Source organism: Paenarthrobacter sp. GQ52 (genome assembly GCF_059759005.1).
Genome location: NZ_JCAXEJ010000007.1, coordinates 55,890 through 78,644, shown reverse-complemented (window position 1 = coordinate 78,644; position 22,755 = coordinate 55,890). Strand labels below are relative to the sequence as shown.

Genomic DNA, 22,755 nt, shown 5'->3' with positions numbered 1-22,755 from the left:
AAGTCGGCGCCTTCCGGAGGTTTAGCGCTCCACCAAAATGCCGTCCGTGTCGCAAAAGATCATCACGCCGGGCTGGATCCGCACGCGGTCGATCACCAGTTGAACGTCCACCTCGCCCACCCCTGTCTTGGCACTCTTTTTTGGGTTGCTACCCAGAGCTTTGACGCCCAGGGGCAGGCGGGCGATGGCCTCGCGGTCGCGAATGGCTCCGTTGATTACTACTCCGGCCCAGCCGTTTGCTACGGCACTTTCCGCGATCATGTCACCCATAAGTGCAGTCCTCAGCGACCCCTGGCCGTCAATGACCAGAACGGCTCCGTCCCCGGGAGTGCTCAGGACGGTCTTTACCAGGGCGTTGTCCTCGAAGCATCGAATAGTGCGGACAGGCCCACTGAAGTGTGTGCGGCCACCCAAATTCTGAAACTGAACAGCGATGGACTCCAGTTCCTCGCCGCGTTCGTCGTAGAGATCGGCGGTATTTACTTGCTCGCTCATAGTGCTGCTCCTCTATCGGTTTGAGGCCACACTAACGTGTGCGTCATGGCTGCCGCAGGAGATGTTTCGGCCTATGTGGAAAAAGGCGCGACGGCGGTTCAGTGTCGCTCCACCGCGCTAGGCTGAGTCCAAACATTGAAATGAGGGGGAACCTGCTATGAGCTTGTCCGATCTACCGGGCCCGGTGCCGGATCCAGCCGTAGTCCGCGGAGGTACGGCAACGGCACTGGCTGAACCTGTTACCCGGGTTCGGCCGATCTGGGTCACCGGCGTTGTGCTGGTCAACCTTGGCATCAACGCAGCGTTCTTTGGCCCCCTCCAAGTTCTTCTCGGACAGCAGGCGGCCCACTTCGATGAAGGCCAGAAGGAAGCAATCCTTGCTTTGGTCACTGGCTGTGGTGCCGCTGTTTCCATGGTTGCGAATCCGCTCTTCGGGGCGTTCAGCGACCGCACGACCTCCCGGTTTGGACGCCGTGTCCCATGGGTTTTGATGGGTGCCGTCCTGGGGGCAATTGCACTTGTTGCTTTGGCTGGTGCTCCCAACGTTGCAGCGATGACGTTGCTGTGGTGCCTTGTGCAGGCCGGAGCAAACGCCATGTACGCAGCCATCACAGCCGCCGTACCTGACCGCGTCCCGGTTCCCCAACGCGGAACTGTCGGAGGACTGGCCGCAATGGGTCAGACGGTAGGGATTCTGATCGGCGCGGTGATCGCGGCGGTAGTTGTCGGAAACTTTACGGCCGGGTACTGGCTGTGCGCTGCGGCGTTGCTCGCCGGCGTCGTTCTTTACCTCTTTAAGAATGACGATCAGCAGCTTCCCCCCACCGAACGCCCGCCCTTCAACTTGGCAGAGTTCCTCAAGGGCTTCTGGGTTTCGCCTAAACGCTATCCCGACTTCGCGTGGGCTTGGCTGACACGTCTGCTGGTAAGCACTGGTAACCACATGGTCACGTTGTATCTGTTGTTCTTCCTTAGTGATGCTGTGCGCCTGAAGGAAACCGAGGGAATCGAGCCCTCGTTTGGCGTCCTCGTTCTTACTGGCCTGTACGCGGTCTCGGTCATTGTCACTAGCGTGCTCGGAGGGCGGCTGAGCGACAAGATGGGCAAGCGGAAGCCTCTGGTGATCGCGTCGTCGGTCATCATTGCACTTGCATCACTGATCCTCGCTTTCGCACCAACGTGGATCGGCGGGCTCGCCGGTGCGGTGGTGTTGGGGATCGGGTTTGGAGCTTACCTCGCCGTCGACTTCGCGCTCATTACGCAGGTCCTTCCGACCGGGATGGACCGCGGCCGGGACTTGGGCGTCATCAACATAGCCAATTCACTGCCCCAAGTGATCGCCCCTTTGATCGCATCTCCGTTTGTCCTCTACTGGGGCGGCTACGTCTCGCTATATGTGGCCGCGGCAGTGATCGGCCTGCTGGGAGCAGTGTTCGTGGTGAAGATTAGGAGCGTCGCTTAGGCTTGGGGGTCTCCTGAATTAGCTGGACTTGTGAGTCTGGTTGCATGCAGGGACGCGAGCACGCACAACCCGCGGTCCCATCGATAAAAACGCCATCGATAAAACACTGGAAGGCAACCCAGATCCGAGGGAGAATGGGGTCAAACGGGCGGAATGACCCCGTTGTCGTACCCAAGGGTGCTGACTGGAACACGCCGCTAGACGGCCATTGGTGGCGTTCCGCCCGCCACATGCCCTTTATTCAGCCGTCTCCTAGAACACCGCGTTCATGACGTTCCAGCCGCTGCCGACAACCGGCTGGCCCTTCCATGTGAAGCCGTAGATGCCCCGGCTGCTGAAGCCCGAAGGGTCGGCGAGGTACATCGTCAGCTGACCGTTAGGGCTGATGCCGTAAACGTCGTTGTAGCCATCGCCATTGAAGTCACCGGCGACCCCAAAACGACTGAGCATTTCCCAGCCCCTGCCAATGGTTCCGTCGTAGCCGCTGGGATGACCGTACTCATTGAAGAAACCGTTGCGCGGAGAGGACCGAACCTGCAAGTCGCCCCACGAACTTCGACTCAGGACCACGGCATCAGGTGTGCCATAGAAATGCCCCGCCCCGGCAGCATCCAGGCCCTGCCAGGCCGAGGAGACCTTGCTGGGTGCGAGCCAGCCGCCCCGCCCGTTTCCTGGGTAAAGGAATACATTGCCCGCTGCATCCTGGGCAAGGATGTCGTTGGTGCCATCGCCGTTCAGGTCGCCGGGTGCGATGAGGTTGATGAACCCCTGCCACCCTTGGCCGATCTGGAAGGCCTGTTTCCAGGCCCCGGCGCCGTTTCCTTGGTACAGGAAGAGCCGTCCGTAGCCATCGCGGCCCATGACGTCCACCGTTCCGTCGCCGTCGAAGTCTCCCGGCGAAACCAGGAGGTTGTAAATGTGCCAGCCATTACCGATCACTTGCGGTGCCCGCCAGTTGCCTCTTCCGTCCGTGGGGTAGAGCAGCAGCCGACCAGCGGCGTCGCGGGCGAACAGGTCAAAGGTGCCGTCGCCATCGAAACCCTTTGAGCGGGGCGCGGCTTCGACAGGGAGCCCAAGGGTGGTTTCTTTGCTGGGCACAGTCACCATGGTGAGGGAAGCCGCGGTGTTCACCGCTTCTTCGGCGGCGGAAGCAGGGACGGCCGAGACCAAGAGGCAGGTGGCTAAAGCCGGGGCCGTGATGAGTGCAAGCAGTCGGCGTGGACTGCGGCGGCGCGCACGCACGCGACGGGCAGAGTTGGAGCCCAAGGATTCCCCCAGAAATAAGACGGCACAGAGCTGGCCGAAGAGATCAATTGGGATGACACTACCGCCTGCGGGGTCGCTGGCATATAGCTGGCCCTTTTATTGCGAAAACCCCGTCCGGATCGCTCCGAACGGGGTTTTACAACGCCGTGCCCGGAGCCAATAACTAAAACAGGTCCGTGAACCCGCCCCAGCCCCAGCCCACCACTTCAGCACCAGCCCAGCCGGCATTGCCGTTGCCGTAGTAGGCGCGCAGTTGGCCTGAGCCGTCCACGGCAAAGACGTCGAGGCTGCCGTCGGCGTTGATGTCGCCTGCGCTGCCGATCTTGCTCATGCCGTTCCAGCCTTGACCAACAACGGTCATGCCGTTCCAGCCACCGATGCCGTTTCCGCTGTAGAGCCTCAGGTAGCCGGAAGCATCGCGTGCCAGGACGTCAACGTTTGTGTCGCCGTCGAAGTCTCCGGGGGTGATGATCGCGTTCAGGGCGTTCCAGCCTTGGCCGGCCACGGACCTGGGCAGCCATCCGCCCTCCCCGTCCCCGGGGTAGAGGTAAAGAATTCCGTTGGCGTCGCGGGCCAGGATGTCGTTGGTGCCATCGCTGTTGAAGTCCCCGGGGGCCACCAACGACGTGAAGATGTTCCAACCGGTGCCGACTTTCCTGGGACCGTTCCAGCCGCCTGAACCATCGCCGCTGTACAGGTAAAGGCCGCCGGTCGAGTCCCGACCCAGGACGTCGTTGCTGCCGTCGCCGTCGAAGTCGCCGGGGGAGAGCACTGTCGGGAAGATGTTCCAGCCGGCGCCGACGGTCCGTGCCGGTTCCCAGCTGTTGAACACGCGCGGGTACATCACCAAGGCGCCGTCGCTGCGGCGGGCCAGGAGCTCGAATGCGCCGCGGCTGGTGAAGCCATTGGGGCGGTTCGAAGCGGAAATCGGTGCAGTTTCCTCGCTGGCAACTTCCAGGCCCTCGCAGGGATGGTTTGCCACCAGGTGCGCTGCGATGGTTTTGCCGCGGTCTTCTTCGCCGAGGAGGTAGTGGGGCCAGGTTGTATGGTCGGCGGCCAACTCGCCGTCGCGAGTCCAGTAGATGCGTGTATCGGGCCCGGAGGCCTGGGCGCAGCCCTTATAGGCCATAGGATCCCATGAAACTGTCAGCGTGGAACCAACATAGGGAGCGCCTGTAATTACTGGAGGTTCAGGGTCCATGTTGGCCATGGCGGGAGCGGGGGCAAGTACTACTGCTGCAAAGATCGCAGCCGCTACTCCGGCAATTGCCCGGCGCATGCCGGACGTAGGGCGTGATGAAGCAAACATTGTGTCCTCCCCAGACTTTATGCGGTTAATGGTACCGCGTCTGGGATTTTCCTAGAAGATTGCTGTGAACCATCCAAAGCCTGCGCCTACAGCCTCGGAGCCCTTCCAGCCGGTCTTTCCGTCGCTGTAGTAGGCAAGCAAGCGGCCTTGCTGGTCCACCCCGTAAACATCGGGGAAGCCGTCCCCGTTGAAGTCGCCGGCGCCGCCTATGAACCTGAGCGCGTTCCATCCGACGCCGACCATCCAGGACCGTGACCAGCCGCCTGCACCGTTGCCTCCGTAAAAGAACAGGTACCCACTGCGGTCACGCGCCAGGATGTCCACATTGCCGTCGCCATTGAAGTCGCCAGGGGTTGCCAATGCGTCCATAACGTTCCAGCCGGTCCCGACGGCGGTTCGAGCCAACCATCCGCCGGCGCCGTTGCCCGGGTAGAGGTAAAGGGCGCCGCCGGGTTCTCTTGCCAGGACGTCGTTTTGGCCATCGCCGTTGAAGTCGCCCGGGCCGATGATGGAGTTGAACACGTTCCATCCATTGCCGATTGACTTGGCCGGTTTCCATCCGCCGGCCCCGTCTCCGCCGAAGAGGTAGAGCCCGCCGACGGAGTCGCGAACGATCACGTCGCTTTTGCCGTCGCCGTCGAAGTCGCCCGGGGAGAATGCCGTGTTGAAGATGTTGAAGCCATATCCCACTGTCCGGGCAGGGTCCCAGGCACTGCCATTTCGCCCGTAGAGCAATAGCGAGCCGTCATTGGCGCGGGTTAAGAGTTCGAAGCTGCGACCCGTGAATCCTGCCGCCCGGTTCACGGCGCCAACAGGCTTGGTTTCGTTGCTGTGCAGGGATTCTCCGCCGCAGGCCGTTCTGCTGGCGGTGACGTGGGCGGCCATCCGGGCGCCTGTGTCATCGGGCTCAAGGAGGTAGCTCCGGGTAGTTTCGCCGGCCACGAGGAAGCCATCCCGGGTCCAGTACACCGTGAAGTCCGGGCCTTTGCCGCCCCCGCAGCCATAGAACGTATAGGGACCTATGTCAGCCGTCAGCTTTTTGCCTACAAACGCTTGCCCATTGAGTATGGGGTCTGGTCCGTTGCTGGGCGCGGCCGACGCCGATAGGGGGCTAAGTGCCGTGGCCGCCACAGTGGCGGTCAGCAGCGCCGCCGCAACCCGACGTCGTAATGTCCCCATGTGTGTTCCTCCAAGTGCGCCATCCAAACCTTCATGAAGTTTATGTGTTTGCAGGGTAGATAGCCGGGAACGGCGTGGCTCATGGGCGCTAAGGGAGCTCTCAGCAAACGGTCATTTTGCTCCCGTATCATTGATGCGATCGGCCAGCCGCGGTCCTTGACCCAGCCGGCCGTTTCCTTGTCAGCCTGCCAAGAGATCGCCGGAAATGCCCGCATCAAACTCACTGGAACCCTACTCCCTTGACCTGACCACGGGGCTGCCCCGTATGGCTGCCGCACCCACCACGCCGCGGCAGCAGCTGCGCTATGCCCGCATCCTGAAGACTGCCGAAGGATTTGCCCAGCGGCAATTCGATACCTTGAGCTTGTCTGACGTTGCCGCCCGCGCTGACATTCCACTTGGCACGCTCTACCGCTACTTTCCCTCTACTGCCCACCTCATGCTGGCCGTCTATCGGCAGCAGCTGCGGGAACTCCGCGACGGCGTCCGACTGCGGGAAGGCAAAGGCCACGCCCTCGCCGGTTTGATGATGGAGATTTTCCATCTGAGGGTCATGCAGCCGGGAGTGGAACACTGCCTCATCCGGCCCGCGGGCAAGGACGATGACACTGCGCAGCTACTGCGGGAAATAGATGCCCTGTCCGAGGAAGTGGTTGGGTCGCTGAGCAGGGACCCCGGGAAGGACGCCGTCAGGGCCCGGATCCTGTTGCACCTGGTGAGCGGGTTGGTACAAGCCGTCCGCTGTCGCAGGCTATCTCTGTTTGAGGCCGAGAAGGATCTCAAGAAAGCGTGCACGCTCCTCACTGGCGAGGAGTGAAAGTCCTGCTGGTCTAGACCGGCATGGCGTAAGAACACGTTTTTTGGAATGACGTAGATCACATTTATAGCTGGTTGAACGTTTTACTCTCGAATCGTCTCTCTAGGTATTGAATCTTGTACCCTCGGCGCTTCCCTAGGCTGGAAACACCGAAGCGGCTAGCAGCCCCCTATCTGCAGAAGCAATGCCGGACCAGTCACCCTTGGTCCGCACCAGCAGTTCTGTTCCTGCCCGAATCGTGCCGTGGGTTCACGGCTAGCCTGAGGAGACAAAGACGTGTCCATTGAGACAATTGCAACTGATAACGACGCCCTGGTACTGAGCGAAGAAGAGATCTTCGCGGCACACGAAGGCGGCAAGCTGACCATCTCCAGCACCGTTCCGCTCAATAACAAGCGGGACCTTTCCATCGCATACACCCCGGGCGTCGCCCAGGTCAGCCGCGCGATCCACGCCAACCCCGAACTTGCCCGCACGCACACCTGGGCTGAACGCCTGGTTGTTGTGGTCAGCGATGGCACTGCCGTTCTGGGTCTTGGCAACATTGGCCCCAGCGCCTCATTGCCGGTCATGGAGGGAAAGTCGGCCCTGTTCAAGTCCTTCGGCGATCTCGACTCCATTCCGCTGGTGCTCAACACCACCGACGTGGACGAGATCATCGAGACCCTGGTCCGTCTCCGCCCGAGCTTCGGCGCCGTGAACCTTGAGGACATCTCGGCTCCGCGCTGCTTCGAACTCGAAGAGCGCCTGATCGAAGCCTTGGACTGCCCGGTCATGCACGATGACCAGCACGGCACCGCCGTGGTGGTTCTTGCCGCCCTGACCAATGCTGCCAAGGTGACTCAGCGCGAACTCTCCGGCCTTAAGGTTGTTGTATCGGGCGCAGGTGCGGCAGGCATCGCCATTGCCGAGATTCTCCTTGCTGTTGGCATCAAGGACGTCATCCTGCTCGACTCCAAGGGCGTGGTCAACGCTGACCGTGCCGACCTCGTGGCCGACCCCGGAAGCGTCAAGGCCCGTATGGCCCAGCGGACCAACCCGCGCGGCATCACCGGTGGTCCGGGTGAGGGTCTGACGGGTGCCGACGTCTTTGTGGGCGTCTCCTCTTCCAAGCTGGATGAAGAACACCTGAAGCTGATGAACGACCAGTCGATCGTGTTCGCCCTGTCCAACCCGGACCCGGAAGTTCTTCCCGAGGTTGCCCGGAAGTATGCAGCAGTAGTTGCCACCGGCCGCAGCGACTTCCCGAACCAGATCAACAATGTGCTGGCCTTCCCCGGCATCTTCCGCGGCGCACTCGACGCCAAGGCCCGCCGCATCACGCCGGCCATGAAGATCGCCGCAGCCAACGCCATCGCTGAACTGGCCGCAGAAGACCTCTCGGCGGATTACATCGTGCCGAGCCCGCTGGACGCCCGAGTGGCGCCGGCCGTCACCGCGGCAGTCGCTGCCGCAGTGACTGAATAGCGGTTACCGACTTCGAACCAACGACGGCGACGCTTCCCCTGCTGGGGAGCGTCGCCGTCGTTTGTGGTTAAGCCGGTCTGGCTGCGCCGCTGGCCGGCCAAGCGGGCCCATAGACTTGGGGCCATGAATGCCGAACTTATCGTGACCATCCTGTGCGGCCTGGCCATTGCGGTAGGTGTCGCCGGAACCATCATTCCCGTACTTCCCGGGAGCATCCTCATTGGCGCGAGCCTGCTGGCTTGGGCCATCTGGGGAGGTGCAGGTCCGCTCGGCTGGGTGATCTTCGCCGTCGGAATGGTGTTCGTGGTGGCGGGAATGGCGGCTAGTGCCGTGCTCACCGGAAGGAAACTGAAACAGCACGGTATCCCCAACAGGTCTGTGCTGATCGGCGTGGTCCTGGGTGTTGTGGGAATGTTCGTCATTCCCGTGGTGGGGCTCTTTGTTGGGTTCGCCGTCGGACTTCTCCTCAGTGAAGTCCAGCGGACCCGTGACTTCCGTGCAGCTGTGCGTTCGAGCGGCGCTGCGCTAAAAGCGACCGGCATCGGCATCCTGGTGGAGTTCGGACTCGCTTGTGCTGCGGCCAGTACGTGGATCATCGGCGTCTGGATCAACGCCGTGAACGGTTAAACCTCATAAAACCTCCGCCGAGATGGCAGCTCACCCCCATGTTGCGGTTCAACATGGGGGTGAGCTGCCATCTCGGCGGGAGGGCTAGTGGTGCGCGGGGGCGTGGACCTGCGCGGGGCGGAAGCTTGCGCCGGCTCCCGGGAACAATGGAACCTCGATGCGCGCGTGGGTGTGGATTTCCTGCACGGTGTCCTTGGTGTGCTGCGCAATCTCAGCCAGCGTGGTGACCCACATGCCGTCCAGGTCCTTGACCCTCTCGATCAGCTGCTCCAAGGCGACGGCACGGGACGGTCGGCCTGAAATGAACGGGTGGTTGGTCAGGACGAAGCAGCTGCCCTGGGAGTGGTGGGCCTGAGCTTCGAGGGTCCACATTTCCAGCGCCTTGGCCGGGCTCTCGATGACCCCGCTGCCGGTGACTCCCGGGTAGAACCCGTACTGCTCCCAGTCATCCAATGCCCAGTCCACGGGGATCTCCACGATGTCCCGGGAGTCGCCTTCGGCGACCGCCATGCGGTAGGGGGCATCGCCGTCGAGCAGGCTTGAATCATAGAGGAAGCCACGGTCCGCAAGGAGTGCGGGCGACTGCCAATTCAACTCCCACCAAGGTGCCCGATAACCAACCGGCCGGATCCCCGCGACGTTGGCCAGAGCCTCGAGTCCCCGGTCCAGGTAACTGGCCTCGGTTGCAGCGTCGATGCCCTGCATTGGCTCGTGAAGGTAGCCGTGGTGGGCGACTTCGTGCCCTGCATCAGCGATCCTGCGGACGACATCCGGGTAGCTTTCCGCCGTGAAGCCCGGAACGAAGAACGTCCCCTTGATGTCCTGGCGGTCCAGGATCTGAAGCAAGCGCGGCACCGCGATCTTGGGGCCATACGACTGGTGGCTCATGAGGGACATGCGCCGGGTGCTGGAAGGATCGTGCGCGATGGTGCAGGACTCCGCGTCGACGTCGAAAGTGAAGGACGCTGCAGCTTGGTAGCCCTGCGGCCACGTGATCGGGTGGAGCGAATCAGCGAAAGCGGGCTGGTTCATGCTGTGGTCCTTTCGGAAACTACGGGAGCGGGCGCGGCCGGCTGCATGACGGAGACGTGGTTCGAATCCGCTAGAAGGTATTTCTTGTGTGCCCGCGGGCCGAGGACTGCGTAACTCGCAGCGCTGGTGAGGCCACCAGCCAGCCACGAGAGGTCCCAGCCGCCGAGGGCCACGGCGATGGGGCCTTGCATGGCAGGAACCAGTCCGTACATGAACAGCCAGGTGGAAAAGATCCCCACCAGGAGGGACACGATTCCGGCCCAGTTGATGACGGGCAGGCGGTGCGTTCCCACGGCATCGAAGAGACGGTCAACCTTGGCGGGCCAGCGCTTTTCCAGCCAGAAGTAGTGCACCAGCATGACGCCACCCCAGGCGGCCACCCAGGCGACCAGCCCGATGAGCCAGGCGTCGAGCACCGCGGCGAAGTCCTCCTGGAAGATGAAGAATACGACGGCAATCAGCGAGAAGACACCGACAAACAGGTTGAGTTTGCGGCGACTGATCTTGATGTCCAGGGCTTGGGTGGCCACGGAGAAGGTGTAGATGTTCAGGATGTTGGTGGCGATGGGGCCGTGCAGCACCATGAGGAGGACGGGGAGGGCCAGGACGCCGAAGTTCTGGACGATCAGTTTTCCGGGGTCGATCTCGCCGCTGTTGGTGGCCAGGCTTGCGCCGAGGACGCCTAGCCACACTACGGGGATGAACTGGCCGAGAACCGAGGCGAGGTAGACCCTGCGCTTGGGAACCGAAGTGCTGACGAAGCGGGAGTAGTCGGCGGCGTACGTGAACCAGGTAATGCCCCAGCCGATGCCGATGGCGGTCATCACGGCGCTCATGGCGGCGATGCGCTCGGACCCCTCGAGGATGTTGCCTGCGGGTCCTGCATAGCCCCAGTCGATCTTCATGCCGAACCATGCCACGCAAGACATGACGGCCAGAATGATGATGGTGGGCGGGACCGTCCACTTCTCAAAGGCTGCAATGGCCTTGTAGCCGAACCAGGCGATGGCAACCTGCGCTGCCATGATGGCCGTGGCGACGCCGATCTTCCAGGCGTAGTTCTTGGCGTCGGGATCCACCCAGCCAAGGGTTCCGAATAGGGCCATGACCAGGTCCAGGATGATCCAGGTGTTGACTGCGCACCAACCGATCACCAGCAGGGCTTGGATGGCGGCCGGGAGGTAGTTGCCTTGACGACCGAAAGCGGCGCGGGCGAGCACCATGCCAGTGGCGCCGGTCTTCTGGCCAAGGAGAACGAAGCAGCCGAACAGCAGCATGCCGATCAGGTTACCCAGGACCAGGACGATCACTGTGTCAGCGAAACCGAGGCCGAGGTGGATGCCAAGGGCGCCGAGCACCCAGTTGATAGGTGCGAGGTTGGCGCCCGCCCAGATCCAGAATTGTCCGGAGACTTTGCGGGTACGGTCTGCTTCGGGGATGGGCTGAAGCCAGGCTTCGCTGTCATGACCCGGCGCCGTTGCCGGACCTGACTGCGATGGGCTTGAAGGCGCAGGGGAGAGGTTGTCTTGCATGGGGAGAGCCTCCGTGTTTGAAAGGGACTCTTTCAGCGTATGTGCCCCGCATCACAGCAACAAGATACGATGTGTATAAGCAAATGCCGAACAACCATACGGAGTGTCATGTCCATAGAGTTGGGTGCGGCTTTGGAGTGCCAAAGTCTCAAATCCGCAGAACCCCGGTTCCTTAATAACGTGCCGGAAGCGCTGAACCGGCCCGTCCGTTGGGTGCACTCCAGCGAGGTATTGGACATCGCACCGCTCCTCAGTGGCGGCGAGTTGTTGCTGAGTGGAGGCCAGGCTCTCGCCGGCGTCACTGCCGAGCGGCAAGCCGACTACGTTCGCGAACTGGCCGCCCGCGGGGTCGCCGCGTTGGCCCTGGAGACTGGTCCGGCACTGCCGGAAGCTCCGGCGAGCATGCTGGAGGTTGCCGAGGCCGCCGGCTTGCCGGTCATAGAGCTACGCCAGGTGGTCCCGTTCGTGGGAATCATGCAGGAGATCAATTCGCTCTTGGTGAGCGAATCCGTGGAGCACCTTCAGCGCGGCGACCAGGCCAGCCACGCGATGGCCGCCGAACTTGCCCACGGGGGCGGGCTCGACCAACTCCTGGCTGTTTTGTCCGAAAGGACAGGTGCCGGCGCCAGGCTGGTCTCGCCGTCGGGCCTCACCCTGGGCGCCGCCGGATCGTTCGACGACCGTGGCACCGTCACCACGGTGGATGTGCCGGTGCGCGGCGTCCTCGCCGCGAGACTTGAACTGCACATGCCCGACGACGGCGATGGCGGCCTCGCGCGGGTGGCGGGCGAACGTTCCGTGGACATCCTGGGGCTGGCGTTGCTGCAACGCATGCCGCCCGGGCTGAAGGAGTTGGCGGGCATCGAGCTCATGCGTGCCATCAATTCCGGGAGCCAGCAGTGGCAGCTGCAGCAGCTAGGACCGGCCTCGGGATTCCCAGTCAAGGGCGCGGTGGCGGCGGTAGTGATTCGGTCAACCGGCGCCGGGCATCTTCGTCCGGCAGTGGACGCGCTGCTTCGTGAAGGTGTGCCGCACAGCGCCAGCTACGCCAACAATGCGGAACTGATCGCACTCGCGTCGTTGGCCGGAGGTGCGGCGGGGGATGGGGCGGCCACCCGGCGTGCGCTTATGGAATCACTGCGTCAGCTGGAGGTGCCGGCTGGGTCCTTGGTGGCCGTCGGACCTTTGGGCAGGGGAATCGGTGAGGCGCCGTGGTCCTTGGCTGAGGCGCGTCGCGCGCTGGATTTGCCCTCGGCCGGCGGCGGCGGCGGTGTCGTGGACGCTGACACGCTGGCCGTGGAGCTCCTTGCCCAAGAGTCGCTGGACCCGGCCACGTGTGAAGGGTTCGTACAGCGGCAGCTGGGTGCCGTCGTCGAGCATGATCGCTTGAAGAAGTCCGAACTGATGCGGACCCTGGCCGTCTGGCTGGATACCGGGTGCAACACTGCCCAGGCTGCGAGAGAACTGCACCTGGAAAGGCAGTCCCTGCATCACAGGCTCCAACGGATCTTTGAACTGTGTGGCGGGGATCCGCGGGGAACCGGCAGGCTGGCTGCGCTGCATCTGGCAACGCGACTGGCTCGGTTGTAGGTCCCTAAACGCCAATTCGATGGTTCCCTGCACACACCGCCGTTCGCAACAGCGTCTGCGCAGGGAACCATCGAAATGGGTGCTTGCAGGGCCCTACTTCAGCACGATCGTCCTGTTCCCATTCAGGATGATCCGCCCCTCGCAGTGCCAGCGAACAGCGTTGCTGAGGGCCTTGCATTCGGTGTCCCGGCCGGCGGCTACGAGATCGTCCGGCCCGAACGTGTGGTCCACTTCCACTACCTGCTGGGCGATGATGGGACCTTCGTCCAACTCGCCGTTGACGTAGTGGGCGGTGGCGCCCACAGTTTTCACTCCACGCGCGTACGCCTGGTGGTAGGGCTTGGCGCCCTTGAAGCTAGGCAGGAACGAGTGGTGGATGTTGATGGCGCGGCCATCCAGCTTGCGTGCCAGATCGTCGCTGAGGACCTGCATGTACCGGGCCAGGACAATGAGTTCCACGTCCAGTTCGTCGATGATCTCCAGCAGGCGGCCCTCGGCCGCGGGCTTGGTGGCAGCAGTGACAGGGACGTGGAAGAACGGAATGCCGTGCCACTCCGCCAAACCCTGGTGGTCTGTGTGGTTGGAGACGACGCCCACCACATCGATGGGGAGCTCTCCGATTCGTGCGCGGAACAAGAGGTCATTCAAGCAGTGCCCAAATTTGGAGACCATGATCAGCACACGGCGCTTGTAGCCCTGTTGCTCCAGCTGCCAGTTCATGTCGTACTTCTCGCCAACGGGAGAAAACGCAGAACGAAGCTCGTCAACAGTGGATTCGTCACCGGTCGACGCGAAGTGGACCCGCATGAAGAAGTGGCCCTCAGCGCGATCACCGAACTGCTTGTTGTCGATGATGTCGCAGCCGTGTTCCAGCAGGAAGCCGGACACAGCGTGAACGATTCCGGGACCTTCGGGACAGTCGAGGGTGAGCACGTGCTCCACTGTGGTCTCTGGAGAGGAATCGACGGTTGTTTCAGTTTGGATGGCAGTCATGGCTAGCACTCCACTACGTTGACGGCGAGGCCTCCACGGGAGGTCTCCTTGTATTTGGATTTCATGTCTGCGCCTGTTTCGCGCATGGTCTTGATGGCTTTGTCCAGGGACACTTTGTGGCTGCCGTCGCCGTGCAGGGCAAGGCGGGCGGCGTTGATGGCCTTGACGCTGGCGATCGCGTTGCGCTCGATGCAAGGGATTTGCACCAGCCCGCCCACGGGATCGCAGGTGAGGCCCAGGTTGTGCTCGATGCCCACTTCGGCGGCATTTTCCACTTGTGCGGGCGTTCCGCCGAGGACTTCGCAGAGACCGGCGGCGGCCATGGAGCAGGCAGAACCCACCTCACCTTGGCAGCCCACCTCGGCGCCTGAGATGGACGCGTTGATTTTGAACAGGATTCCGACGGCGGCCGCCGCCAGCAGGAAGCGCACGACACCGTCGTCGTTGGCTCCTGGAACAAACTTTGTGTAATAGTGCAGCACTGCCGGGACAATTCCGGCGGCACCATTGGTGGGTGCTGTGACGATCCTGCCGCCCGCGGCGTTCTCCTCGTTCACAGCCAGGGCAAACAGGTTCACCCATTCCATGGCGAGGAGTGGATCGGCAGAGTGCGCACCGTTCAGGTCTGCGTCAGTTTCGGAGAGCTTCTTGAACAACGACGGCGCCCGTCGCCTGACCTTCAGGCCTCCCGGCAGGATTCCCTCGGCAGAGCAGCCGTTGTCAACGCATTCCTGCATGACGGCCCAGATGCCCAGCAGCCGTTCGCGGAGCTCTTCCTCAGAACGCCATACGAGTTCGTTGGCCAGCATGATGTCCGAGATCGACTTGCCTTCCCGGAGGCAGATGGCCAGCAGTTCGTCGGCAGTGGTGAAGGGGTAGGGCAGGACGGTGTCATCGGCTACCACTTTGTCTGCTCCGGAGACGTCCCCGTCCACCACGAAGCCGCCCCCAATGGAGTAGTAGCTGCGTTCCCGCAGCACGGTGCCCGTGTGGTCCAGAGCGCGGAACGTCATGCCGTTGGGGTGTGCCGGCAAAGACTTGCGGCGGTGCAGGACCACGTCCTCGTCCCAGTTGAAGTCCACCCGGTGGTTGCCGCCCAATCGAAGTTCCGCGTCGAGCGCTGCGGCTGCCACCTGGTCATCCGCGGTGTGGGTATTCACGGTTTCCGGGGAGTGGCCTTGCAGCCCCAGAACCACAGCCTTGTCTGAGCCGTGGCCCCGGCCGGTGGCGCCCAGGGAGCCGAAAAGCTCAGCCTGGACGCGCACCGTAGCCGGGAGCTGGCCGGACGATTCGAGACCGTCCGTGAACTGCTTTGCCGCACGCATGGGGCCTACCGTGTGTGAAGAAGACGGCCCGATGCCAACAGAAAACAGGTCAAGCACACTTAGTGCCATTAGGGGACCTCTGGTGAGGCGTACTCCCGCATGGCGTCGAGGAGCCAGCGTCCCAGGAAGTCGGCAAACGAGGCCCTGGGAAAGATCCGGTAGGACTCGTCCGAGGTCTTCCAGAGCATCACCGGAATGTGCGCGAGCTCTGTGGAGACAGCGGTGCCGGCCTTGAAGACGCGAGGGTGGAGGTCTAATGCGCAGGTCTTTTCCAGCACTGCGCGGGCGTGGCTACCGGAGAGCTCGAACGTGGTGCGGTTGGCGGACAAGTCCACCACCTGGCCGACGTCATTGCCCAGGGCGGCGGTCAGATCGCTGACCAAGGATCCGCCCAGCGAATCGTGGGCTTCCTCCGGGGCCACCACCATGAACTCGGTGGGGCCCAGCCACAGGGTGTTCACGGAACCCGTCCCCGCCACGTCACCGCACGTGGCAGGCAAGCCGCCGGTCACGGACGCAACGCGGGCACCGGCGTCGGACGCTGGGTGAACCCTGATCCCCACCATGGCCTGGTACGGGATTTCGGTGAGCGTCACCGTGCCCGGCACGGAGCCGGAGGTGAAGGCCTCAGCCAGGTGTTCGGCCGGGCTGCGGCGGGCGCCCCGGACGCGGTTGACTGTTTCTGATGGTGTTGCTGTTTCAGCCATCTTTGCGGGTCCCTTCAGCATCGAAAAGTACGGTTTCGCCAACAACCACGTCCACCAGTTGGTCTCCCAACGAGGCCACCAGGGTCTCGCCGATGCGGTTGCGGCCGTTTTGAATGAGTGCCAGGGCGAAGGAACGGCCCAATGCGGCGCTGTGGTAGCTGGAGGTCACGAAGCCCTCCATGGGAACGGGTCCGTGAGCCGGGTTGACCGGAATGCCCTTTTCCACGAGCTGCGTGCCTTCCGGCAACCTCAGGGAGTGGTCCACGGGAAGCACGCTGACCAGGTGCTTGCGGTCCTCACGGCTTGCGTCCTGGCGGAGGTAGGAGCGCTTGCCGATGAAGTCCTTGGCCTTGGAGACGATCCAGTCCATGCCGGCGTCCTGCGGTGTGACCGTGCCATCGGTATCCTGCCCGACAATCGGGTAGCCCTTCTCGGCGCGGAGAACGTGCATGGTTTCAGTGCCGTAAGGGGTGATGTTGAACTCGGCGCCTGCGGCAGCGACGGCTTCCCACGTGTTGAGCCCATACCAGGACGGGATGTTGATCTCGTACGCCAGTTCGCCGGAGAAGGAGATGCGGCAAACACGAGCCTGAACTCCGGAAACCAGCGTGGTCTCGCGGAATGTCATGAACGGGAAGGCTTCAGCATCCAAGCCACCGTTTTCGGCGAGCTGGGGAGCAACCTTGGCGATCACGGCGCGGGACTTCGGGCCAACAACGGCGATGGTGCTCCACTGTTCGGTGACGGACGTGCAGACCACATCGAGTTCCGGCCACTCCGTCTGGTGCCACTCTTCCAACCAGTCCAGCACCTTGGCTGCGCCGCCGGTGGTGGTGGTCATGAAGTAGCGGTCATCGTCCAGGCGGAGGGTCACGCCGTCGTCGAAGATCATGCCGTCCGGGGTGCACATGACGCCGTAGCGGGCGGATCCCGGTGCGAGCTTCTTGAACGCGTTGGTGTACACACGGTTCAGGAATTCGCCGGCATCCTTGCCACGGATTTCGATCTTGCCCAGCGTGGTGGCGTCCATGAAGCCCACGGAATCGCGGACGGCGGCGCATTCGCGCAGGACAGCCGTGTCCATGTCTTCCCCGGCCTGCGGGTAGTACCAAGGGCGCTTCCACTGTCCAACGTCTTCGAACAGTGCGCCTTGGGCGACGTGCCACGGGTGGATGGAGGTCACTCGGGCGGGATCAAACAGCTCGCCTCGCTGACGGCCGGCCAATGCTGCGAAAGCCACGGGCGTGAAGGGAGCACGGTAAGCGGTGGTTCCGATCTCACCGACGCCCGGGATGTTCTCGGCTCCGCCGAACTTCAGCGCTGCGGCGATGACGCCGATCGCGTTGACGCCGGACGTCTTGCCCTGATCGTTGGCCGTGCTGATGGAGGTGTACCGCTTGACGTGTTCCACGGACCGCATGCCTGCTCCAGTGGAGCGGAGGACATCGGCCACGGACTGGTCGCGCTGGAAGTCGACGAAGTGATGGTGCCACTCGCCCGGTTCGCCGGTCTGGCCGGGAACCAGCCAGAGCTGGCGGCTCGGTGCGCTGGCCACGGGTGCCTGTAGCTCTACGGGAGTAGTGGCGGATTCGAAACCGGCCGCGATGGACGCTGCTGCTCCCGCCGAGATGCCCTCTGCCAGGCAATCCTGGAGTTCGAAGCTGCCACGGCCTGCGCCCACAACGTGCTGGTCCCTTACAGGAGCGGTGGGAATGAACGCTGCGAGCTCGTCATCCCAACGCAGCTTGCCCTGGCGCTGGCTGTGGAGGTGAACCACCGGGCTCCAGCCGCCGGAAACTGCAAGCAGGTCGGCAGCCAGCTGTTCGACGCCCGAGGTGAGTTCGCCGTCGTCGTTGATACTGCGGATGGTGACGCCGTCCAGACGGCCGTTTCCGTCTGCGGAAGTGTCAGCCACGGCACTGCCGATGAGGACCCGGATACCGGACTCGACGGCGGCGGCAGCCTTCGCGCTGATCTGCGGACGGGCATCGACGACGGCGGCAACCGCCACGCCTGCCGCCTTCAGGTCCGAGGCAAGAGCGTAAGCGGAGTCGTTGGTGGTGCTGATGACCACTCGCGAACCGGCTGCCACGGCGTAACGGTTCAGGTAGGTGCGGGCGGCCGAGGCGAGCATGATCCCCGGACGGTCATTGTTCTCGAACACCAGGGGACGCTCGTGGGCGCCCGGTGCCAGGACAACCTGCTTGGCACGGATGTGCCAAATACGCTGGCGGGAGACACCCGAAGCTGCGGGAACGCTCAAGTGGTCCGTGCGGTTCTGGGCTGCAATGAAGTAGTTGGAGTCATAGGAGCCGAATGCGGTGGTGCGGTTCAGCACCGTGCATTCGCCGGCGGAAACCAGCTCGGCTTCCACGTCAGCAACCCATTCCAGGGCCGGCTTGCCTTCGATCTGTTCTGCCAATTCCGGGGCGGTGGAACCGGAGAGCAGTGCGCCGCCAAGTTCGGGCTGGTCGTCGATCAGGATGACGCGGGCGCCGGTGCGGACTGCTTCGCGTGCTGCAGCCAGGCCGGCGATACCGCCGCCGACCACCAGGACGTCGGTGTGGACGTACTTCTTGTCGTACTCGGCCTTGTCCTCGTTGGGATCCAGTTTGCCCAGGCCGGACAGGAGCTCAATGTTCATGCCGTCCACCAACGACACTGCGGTGGCGGGAAGCATGGACTCGGCGACATGTCCGCGGAAGCGGGGAGCGATCTTGACCAAGGCGTTGGACTCTTCCACGCCGGCCGCCATGATGCCGCGGGGTCGGTCCTCATAGAGTGAGTTGCCGGCGTTGATGTGGCCGTTGGCCAGCAGCGCCGATGCGATGGTGTCGCCCGGGTGACCAGTGAATTCCTGACCGTCCACGGTGAAGCGCCAAGAGATGCTGCGATCAATGCGTCCGCCGGTGGCGAGGCGTGCGTTCTTGCTGGTCACTTCTAGACTCCTTCCGAGGAGGTGGGTGCTGTGGCGCCTGTTGTTGCGGCGCCGGGTGCGAGGCCTGGTTCGCCAGCCTGGCCGAAGTCCCCGCTTTGGGTGAACTCGCCGGGCTGGGACGGTCCGTTCTTCGGGCTGATACCTGCGGCGGCGCTGGCAGCGCTTGCTTGGAGTTCCGGACGGGGCTGGCCCATTGCGTAGATGGAGTGGATTTCGTAGCTCACGGTGTCGCGGAGCATGTTGAACCACTGGCGGCAGCCGGTGCTGTGGACCCAGCGCTCGGCGAAGGTGCCCTTGGTGTTCTCGCGGTAGAACAGGTACTCAGCCCATTCGCGGTCCGTGAGGTCGTTGGGGTTCTCCGGGTAGGCGATGTGTGCCTGGCCGCCGTAGTGGAATTCGGTTTCGTCGCGGGGCCCGCAGTTGGGGCATGAAATGAGGAGCATGTCTTTCCTGTCCTGTCCTGGCTAGTGGGCCACGGCTGCGGCGCCGTGTTCGTCGATCAAGGCGCCTGTTTCGAAGCGTTCCAAAGCGAAGGGCTTGTTCAGCTTGTGCGGTGCGCCCGTGGCAATGGTGTGCGCGAAGGTCAGGCCCGCTGCAGGGGTGCCCTTGAAGCCACCCGTTCCCCAACCACAGTTGACGAACATGTTCTCCACCGGGGAAAGACCAACGATCGGCGAGGCATCCAACGTGGTGTCCACAATGCCGCCCCAAGTCCGGAGCACGTGGGCCCTTGCGAAGATCGGGAAGAGCTCCACGGCTGCTGCCATCTGCTCCTCGATGACGTGGAACGAACCGCGCTGGCCGTAGCCGTTGTAGGAGTCCACGCCGGCGCCCATCACCAGTTCGCCCTTGTGTGCCTGGGAGACGTACACGTGCACGTGGTTGGACATGACCACCGTGGGGTGGACCGGCTCGTGCAGTTCGGACACCAAGGCCTGGAGCGGGTGCGACTGGATCGGCAGCCGGAAGCCTGCCATTTCTGCCAGTACCGAGCTGTGGCCAGCGGCGCAGAGGCCCACCTTTTCGGTGTTGATGTTGCCGCGGCTGGTCTTGACGCCGGTGACCCGGTTGCCGTCCTTGATGAAGCCGGTGACTTCACAGTTCTGGATGATGTCGACGCCGAGTTCATCGCACTTGCGGGCGAAGGCCCACGCAACGTGGTCGTGCTTGGCAATACCTGCACGCGGCTGGTACGTGGCGCCCATGACCGGGTAGCGGATGTTGTCGCTGATGTTCAGGATGGGGCAGAGTTCCTTGACCTGCTGCGGGTCCAGCCATTCAGCGTCCACGCCATTGAGCCGGTTGGCGCCCACGCGGCGAACGCTTTCGCGGACATCGCCCAGGGTGTGGGCCAGGTTCATGACGCCGCGCTGGCTGAACAGGAAGTCGTACTCCAGCTCTTCCGGGAGGATCTCCCAGAGCTTGAGGGCGTGCTCGTAGATTGCAGCGCTCTCGTCCCAGAGGTAGTTGGAACGGATGATGGTGGTGTTGCGGGCCATGTTTCCACCGGCCAGCCAGCCCTTTTCCAGGATGGCGATGTTGGTCATGCCGTGGTTCTTCGCCAGGAAGTACGCGGTGGCCAGGCCGTGCCCGCCGCCGCCCACAATAACGGCGTCGTAGCTCTTCTTCGGTTCCGGGTTGCGCCAGAGGAAGTCCGGGTGTTCGGGGAGGTGGTCTGCACTCACTGGGCTGCTCCAATCAGTTCTGCTTCGGTTACGGCGCCATTGCCGTTGTTGTTCAGGTGGGGGTAGAGCGGGAACTTCTCCGCCAGCGCGGTCACGCGGCGGCGAAGCTCGACGGCGTTGGCGTCGTCCAGGGTGACGTCAGCTTCGGTGCCTGCTTCAGTTCCTGCCTGGGTGCCGCTGTTCGCTGCGGCGATCAACGCCGTCGCAATGATGTCCGAAACTTCGGTGAAGTCCTCAGCCTTGAAGCCACGTGCGGCGAGCGCGGGGGTGCCGATGCGCAGGCCGGATGAAACCATCGGAGGGCGGGGGTCGAAGGGGACGGCGTTGCGGTTGACCGTGATGCCGATGCGGTGCAGGGTGTCTTCGGCCTGCTGGCCGTTGAGGACTGAGTGACGGAGGTCGGCGAGGACCAGGTGGACGTCTGTTCCGCCGCTGACAACCGAGATGCCGGCTGCTGCGACGTCTTCCTGGAGGAGACGCTGAGCGAGGATCTTTGAACCCTCGAGGACGCGGACCTGGCGTTCCTGGAACTCCGGCTCGGCGGCCATCTTGAAGGCAACGGCCTTGGCGGCGATGACATGCTCCAGCGGACCACCTTGCTGGCCGGGGAAGACGGCGGAGTTCACCTTCTTGGCGATGTCGGCGTCGTTGGTGAGAATCACGCCTCCGCGGGGACCGCCAAGGGTCTTGTGGGTTGTGCTGGTGACGATGTGGGCGTGCGGCACCGGGCTGGGGTGGAGACCTGCGGCGACGAGACCGGCGAAGTGGGCCATGTCCACCATGAGGTAGGCGCCCACCAGGTCCGCGATGCGGCGGAATTCGGCGAAGTCCAGCTGGCGGGAGTACGCGGACCAGCCGGCGACGATCAGCTGCGGCTTGCTCTCGAGGGCGAGGCGTTCAACTTCGGCCATGTCCACCGTGTGGGTGTCTTCGCGGACGCCGTAGGGGACAACCTTGTACAGCTTGCCCGAGAAGTTGATGCGCATACCGTGGGTCAGGTGTCCGCCGTGGGCGAGGTTCAGGCCCATGATGGTGTCGCCCGGGGTGATCAGCGCGTGCATGGCCGAGGCGTTTGCCTGTGCGCCGGAGTGCGGCTGGACGTTGGCGAATTCTGCGCCGAACAGGGACTTCAAGCGGTCAATCGCCAGCTGCTCGATCACATCAACGTGTTCGCAGCCGCCGTAGTAGCGCTTGCCCGGGTAGCCCTCGGCGTACTTGTTGGTCAGCACCGATCCCTGGGCTTCCATGACGGCCGTTGGGGCGAAGTTCTCGGAGGCGATCATTTCCAGCGTGGACTGCTGGCGGATGAGTTCCTGGGCGATCGCCTGATCGACCTCCGGGTCCGCCTGGGCGAGCGGGCGGATCAGCGGTTCAACCATGGTGTTCTCCTTCAAAAGCTTGTCTAGTGGCCGACTGTTAGGCAACTGATATATTAGAACTATTGCCATAGTATGTTGAAGATCACATGGTCGTCAACAGGTCTGCGGTAACTCATCCAGCAAACTGAAGTACGACGACGGGAGAGAGCAATGAGCGCTGCATTGGAAGCACTGGAATCAGCTCCGCAGGGAACATCCCTGGCGGAGAACGCCTACCTGCTGCTACGCGACAGGCTCATCATGCTGGACGTCAAACCCGGCGACCCCATCAACGACGGCCAAATCGCCGCCGAACTGGGGATCGGGCGCACTCCAGTCCGGGAAGCCATCAAGCGACTTGAAAGCGACCACCTGGTGGTCTCCTATCCGAGGCGCGGCACGTTCGCCACAGGCGTGGACATTACCCAGCTCGCCGAAGTCTCCGAGATCCGCGAACTCCTGGAGCCCCTCGCCTCCCGGAAAGCTGCCCGCATGGCAAGCCCTGCCATGCGTTCGGAGCTCCGCGCCGTCGCTGCTGCAATCCGTGATCTTGAAGGCCAGGACAATTCCTCCCAGGAACTCATGCGGTACGACATCCGAGTGCACCGGCTCATCTACAAAGCCTCCGCCAATGCCCACCTCGAAGACGTCCTCATTCGCTATGACAACCTGGCCACCCGAATCTGGTGCCACATGCTTGAGAAAATGCCCTCCGTTTCCGGCCACATCTCCGAGCATGCCGACCTCCTCACTGCCATAGCCGACGGCGACGAAGACCGCGCCGCTGAGCTCGCCCTGCACCACGTCGTCAGCTTCGAAGAGACGATCCGCAAGGTCCTCTGACCCCCTCTCACATCCCTCGTGTTTGAGCCCAACGCTCTTTCACATTCCGCGGGCTTGAGCCGTGCCGCCTTCCGGTGGCGGGCTCATCCTCTGCGCGCTCGGTCGTTCCTCCCTTAGACGCGCGCTGCCG

Annotated in this window: 19 protein-coding genes; 6 read left to right on the top strand and 13 right to left on the bottom strand. The window is 63.2% G+C overall.

The window, feature by feature from the left end; genetic code table 11:
* Positions 1-21: 21 nt before the first annotated feature.
* Entirely contained in the window at positions 22-495 is a 474-nt protein-coding gene (gene rraA / locus AC6CH8_RS11575; protein WP_017198727.1) for a ribonuclease E activity regulator RraA, read from the bottom strand.
* A gap of 157 nt (positions 496-652) precedes the next feature.
* On the opposite strand from rraA, the gene AC6CH8_RS11570 reads away from it, so the two are divergent.
* Positions 653-1,957 (top strand): MFS transporter, encoded by a 1,305-nt coding sequence (locus tag AC6CH8_RS11570; protein ID WP_498190630.1) that lies wholly within the window; start codon positions 653-655, stop codon positions 1,955-1,957.
* Between the two features lie 252 nt (positions 1,958-2,209).
* Here the strand turns inward: AC6CH8_RS11570 and AC6CH8_RS11565 are convergent, their stop codons facing one another.
* The 3 genes from AC6CH8_RS11565 to AC6CH8_RS11555 form a co-directional block, all read right to left on the bottom strand.
* The gene (locus AC6CH8_RS11565) at positions 2,210-3,223 is read right to left on the bottom strand and encodes an FG-GAP repeat domain-containing protein (RefSeq protein ID WP_498190628.1); all 1,014 of its coding nucleotides are present in this window, start codon (positions 3,221-3,223) and stop codon (positions 2,210-2,212) included.
* A 163-nt stretch (positions 3,224-3,386) separates the two neighbouring features.
* On the bottom strand, positions 3,387-4,532 hold the full coding sequence (locus tag AC6CH8_RS11560) for an FG-GAP-like repeat-containing protein (protein WP_498190626.1): 1,146 nt from the start codon (positions 4,530-4,532) through the stop codon (positions 3,387-3,389).
* Positions 4,533-4,583: 51 nt separating this feature from the next.
* Complete coding sequence (locus AC6CH8_RS11555; RefSeq protein WP_498190624.1) at positions 4,584-5,711, bottom strand: FG-GAP repeat domain-containing protein; 1,128 nt, start codon at positions 5,709-5,711, stop codon at positions 4,584-4,586.
* Between the two features lie 205 nt (positions 5,712-5,916).
* On the opposite strand from AC6CH8_RS11555, the gene AC6CH8_RS11550 reads away from it, so the two are divergent.
* From AC6CH8_RS11550 to AC6CH8_RS11540, 3 genes are all read left to right on the top strand, one after another.
* The gene (locus AC6CH8_RS11550; protein ID WP_091463639.1) at positions 5,917-6,528 is read left to right on the top strand and encodes a TetR/AcrR family transcriptional regulator; all 612 of its coding nucleotides are present in this window, start codon (positions 5,917-5,919) and stop codon (positions 6,526-6,528) included.
* A gap of 276 nt (positions 6,529-6,804) precedes the next feature.
* Entirely contained in the window at positions 6,805-7,995 is a 1,191-nt protein-coding gene (locus tag AC6CH8_RS11545; protein ID WP_179016759.1) for an NAD(P)-dependent malic enzyme, read from the top strand.
* 123 nt (positions 7,996-8,118) lie between these two features.
* Positions 8,119-8,622, top strand: coding sequence for a DUF456 domain-containing protein (locus AC6CH8_RS11540; protein WP_091463635.1), 504 nt, complete (start codon positions 8,119-8,121; stop codon positions 8,620-8,622).
* A gap of 84 nt (positions 8,623-8,706) precedes the next feature.
* Here the strand turns inward: AC6CH8_RS11540 and AC6CH8_RS11535 are convergent, their stop codons facing one another.
* On the bottom strand, positions 8,707-9,654 hold the full coding sequence (locus AC6CH8_RS11535) for a polysaccharide deacetylase family protein (RefSeq protein WP_498190621.1): 948 nt from the start codon (positions 9,652-9,654) through the stop codon (positions 8,707-8,709).
* On the bottom strand, positions 9,651-11,186 hold the full coding sequence (locus AC6CH8_RS11530; RefSeq protein ID WP_498190619.1) for a purine-cytosine permease family protein: 1,536 nt from the start codon (positions 11,184-11,186) through the stop codon (positions 9,651-9,653). The genes AC6CH8_RS11535 and AC6CH8_RS11530 overlap by 4 nt, the downstream gene beginning before the upstream one ends.
* Positions 11,187-11,294: 108 nt before the next feature.
* On the opposite strand from AC6CH8_RS11530, the gene AC6CH8_RS11525 reads away from it, so the two are divergent.
* The gene (locus AC6CH8_RS11525; RefSeq protein WP_498190618.1) at positions 11,295-12,776 is read left to right on the top strand and encodes a PucR family transcriptional regulator; all 1,482 of its coding nucleotides are present in this window, start codon (positions 11,295-11,297) and stop codon (positions 12,774-12,776) included.
* A 93-nt stretch (positions 12,777-12,869) separates the two neighbouring features.
* Here AC6CH8_RS11525 and purU read toward each other — a convergent pair whose 3' ends face one another.
* From purU to glyA, 7 genes are read right to left on the bottom strand one after another with little or no spacing between them, the layout of a single operon-like run.
* Entirely contained in the window at positions 12,870-13,769 is a 900-nt protein-coding gene (purU, locus tag AC6CH8_RS11520) for a formyltetrahydrofolate deformylase (protein WP_498190616.1), read from the bottom strand.
* Between the two features lie 2 nt (positions 13,770-13,771).
* Positions 13,772-15,163, bottom strand: coding sequence for an L-serine ammonia-lyase (locus AC6CH8_RS11515; RefSeq protein ID WP_091463615.1), 1,392 nt, complete (start codon positions 15,161-15,163; stop codon positions 13,772-13,774).
* Positions 15,163-15,801, bottom strand: coding sequence for a sarcosine oxidase subunit gamma (locus AC6CH8_RS11510; protein WP_498190614.1), 639 nt, complete (start codon positions 15,799-15,801; stop codon positions 15,163-15,165). Before AC6CH8_RS11510 ends, AC6CH8_RS11515 begins: the two co-directional genes overlap by 1 nt.
* The gene (locus tag AC6CH8_RS11505; RefSeq protein ID WP_498190612.1) at positions 15,794-18,739 is read right to left on the bottom strand and encodes a sarcosine oxidase subunit alpha family protein; all 2,946 of its coding nucleotides are present in this window, start codon (positions 18,737-18,739) and stop codon (positions 15,794-15,796) included. Before AC6CH8_RS11505 ends, AC6CH8_RS11510 begins: the two co-directional genes overlap by 8 nt.
* A 2-nt stretch (positions 18,740-18,741) precedes the next feature.
* The gene (locus AC6CH8_RS11500) at positions 18,742-19,182 is read right to left on the bottom strand and encodes a sarcosine oxidase subunit delta (protein ID WP_498190610.1); all 441 of its coding nucleotides are present in this window, start codon (positions 19,180-19,182) and stop codon (positions 18,742-18,744) included.
* Between the two features lie 21 nt (positions 19,183-19,203).
* A complete protein-coding gene (locus AC6CH8_RS11495) occupies positions 19,204-20,424 on the bottom strand; it encodes a sarcosine oxidase subunit beta family protein (protein ID WP_091463603.1) in 1,221 nt (406 codons plus the stop codon).
* Positions 20,421-21,803 carry a serine hydroxymethyltransferase gene (gene glyA / locus AC6CH8_RS11490; RefSeq protein ID WP_498190608.1) on the bottom strand — a complete coding sequence of 461 codons (1,383 nt, stop codon included), beginning with the start codon at positions 21,801-21,803 and terminating at the stop codon, positions 20,421-20,423. Before glyA ends, AC6CH8_RS11495 begins: the two co-directional genes overlap by 4 nt.
* 150 nt (positions 21,804-21,953) lie before the next feature.
* Between glyA and AC6CH8_RS11485 the strand changes: the two genes are divergently transcribed.
* Entirely contained in the window at positions 21,954-22,625 is a 672-nt protein-coding gene (locus AC6CH8_RS11485) for a GntR family transcriptional regulator (RefSeq protein WP_498190606.1), read from the top strand.
* Positions 22,626-22,755 lie beyond the last annotated feature (130 nt).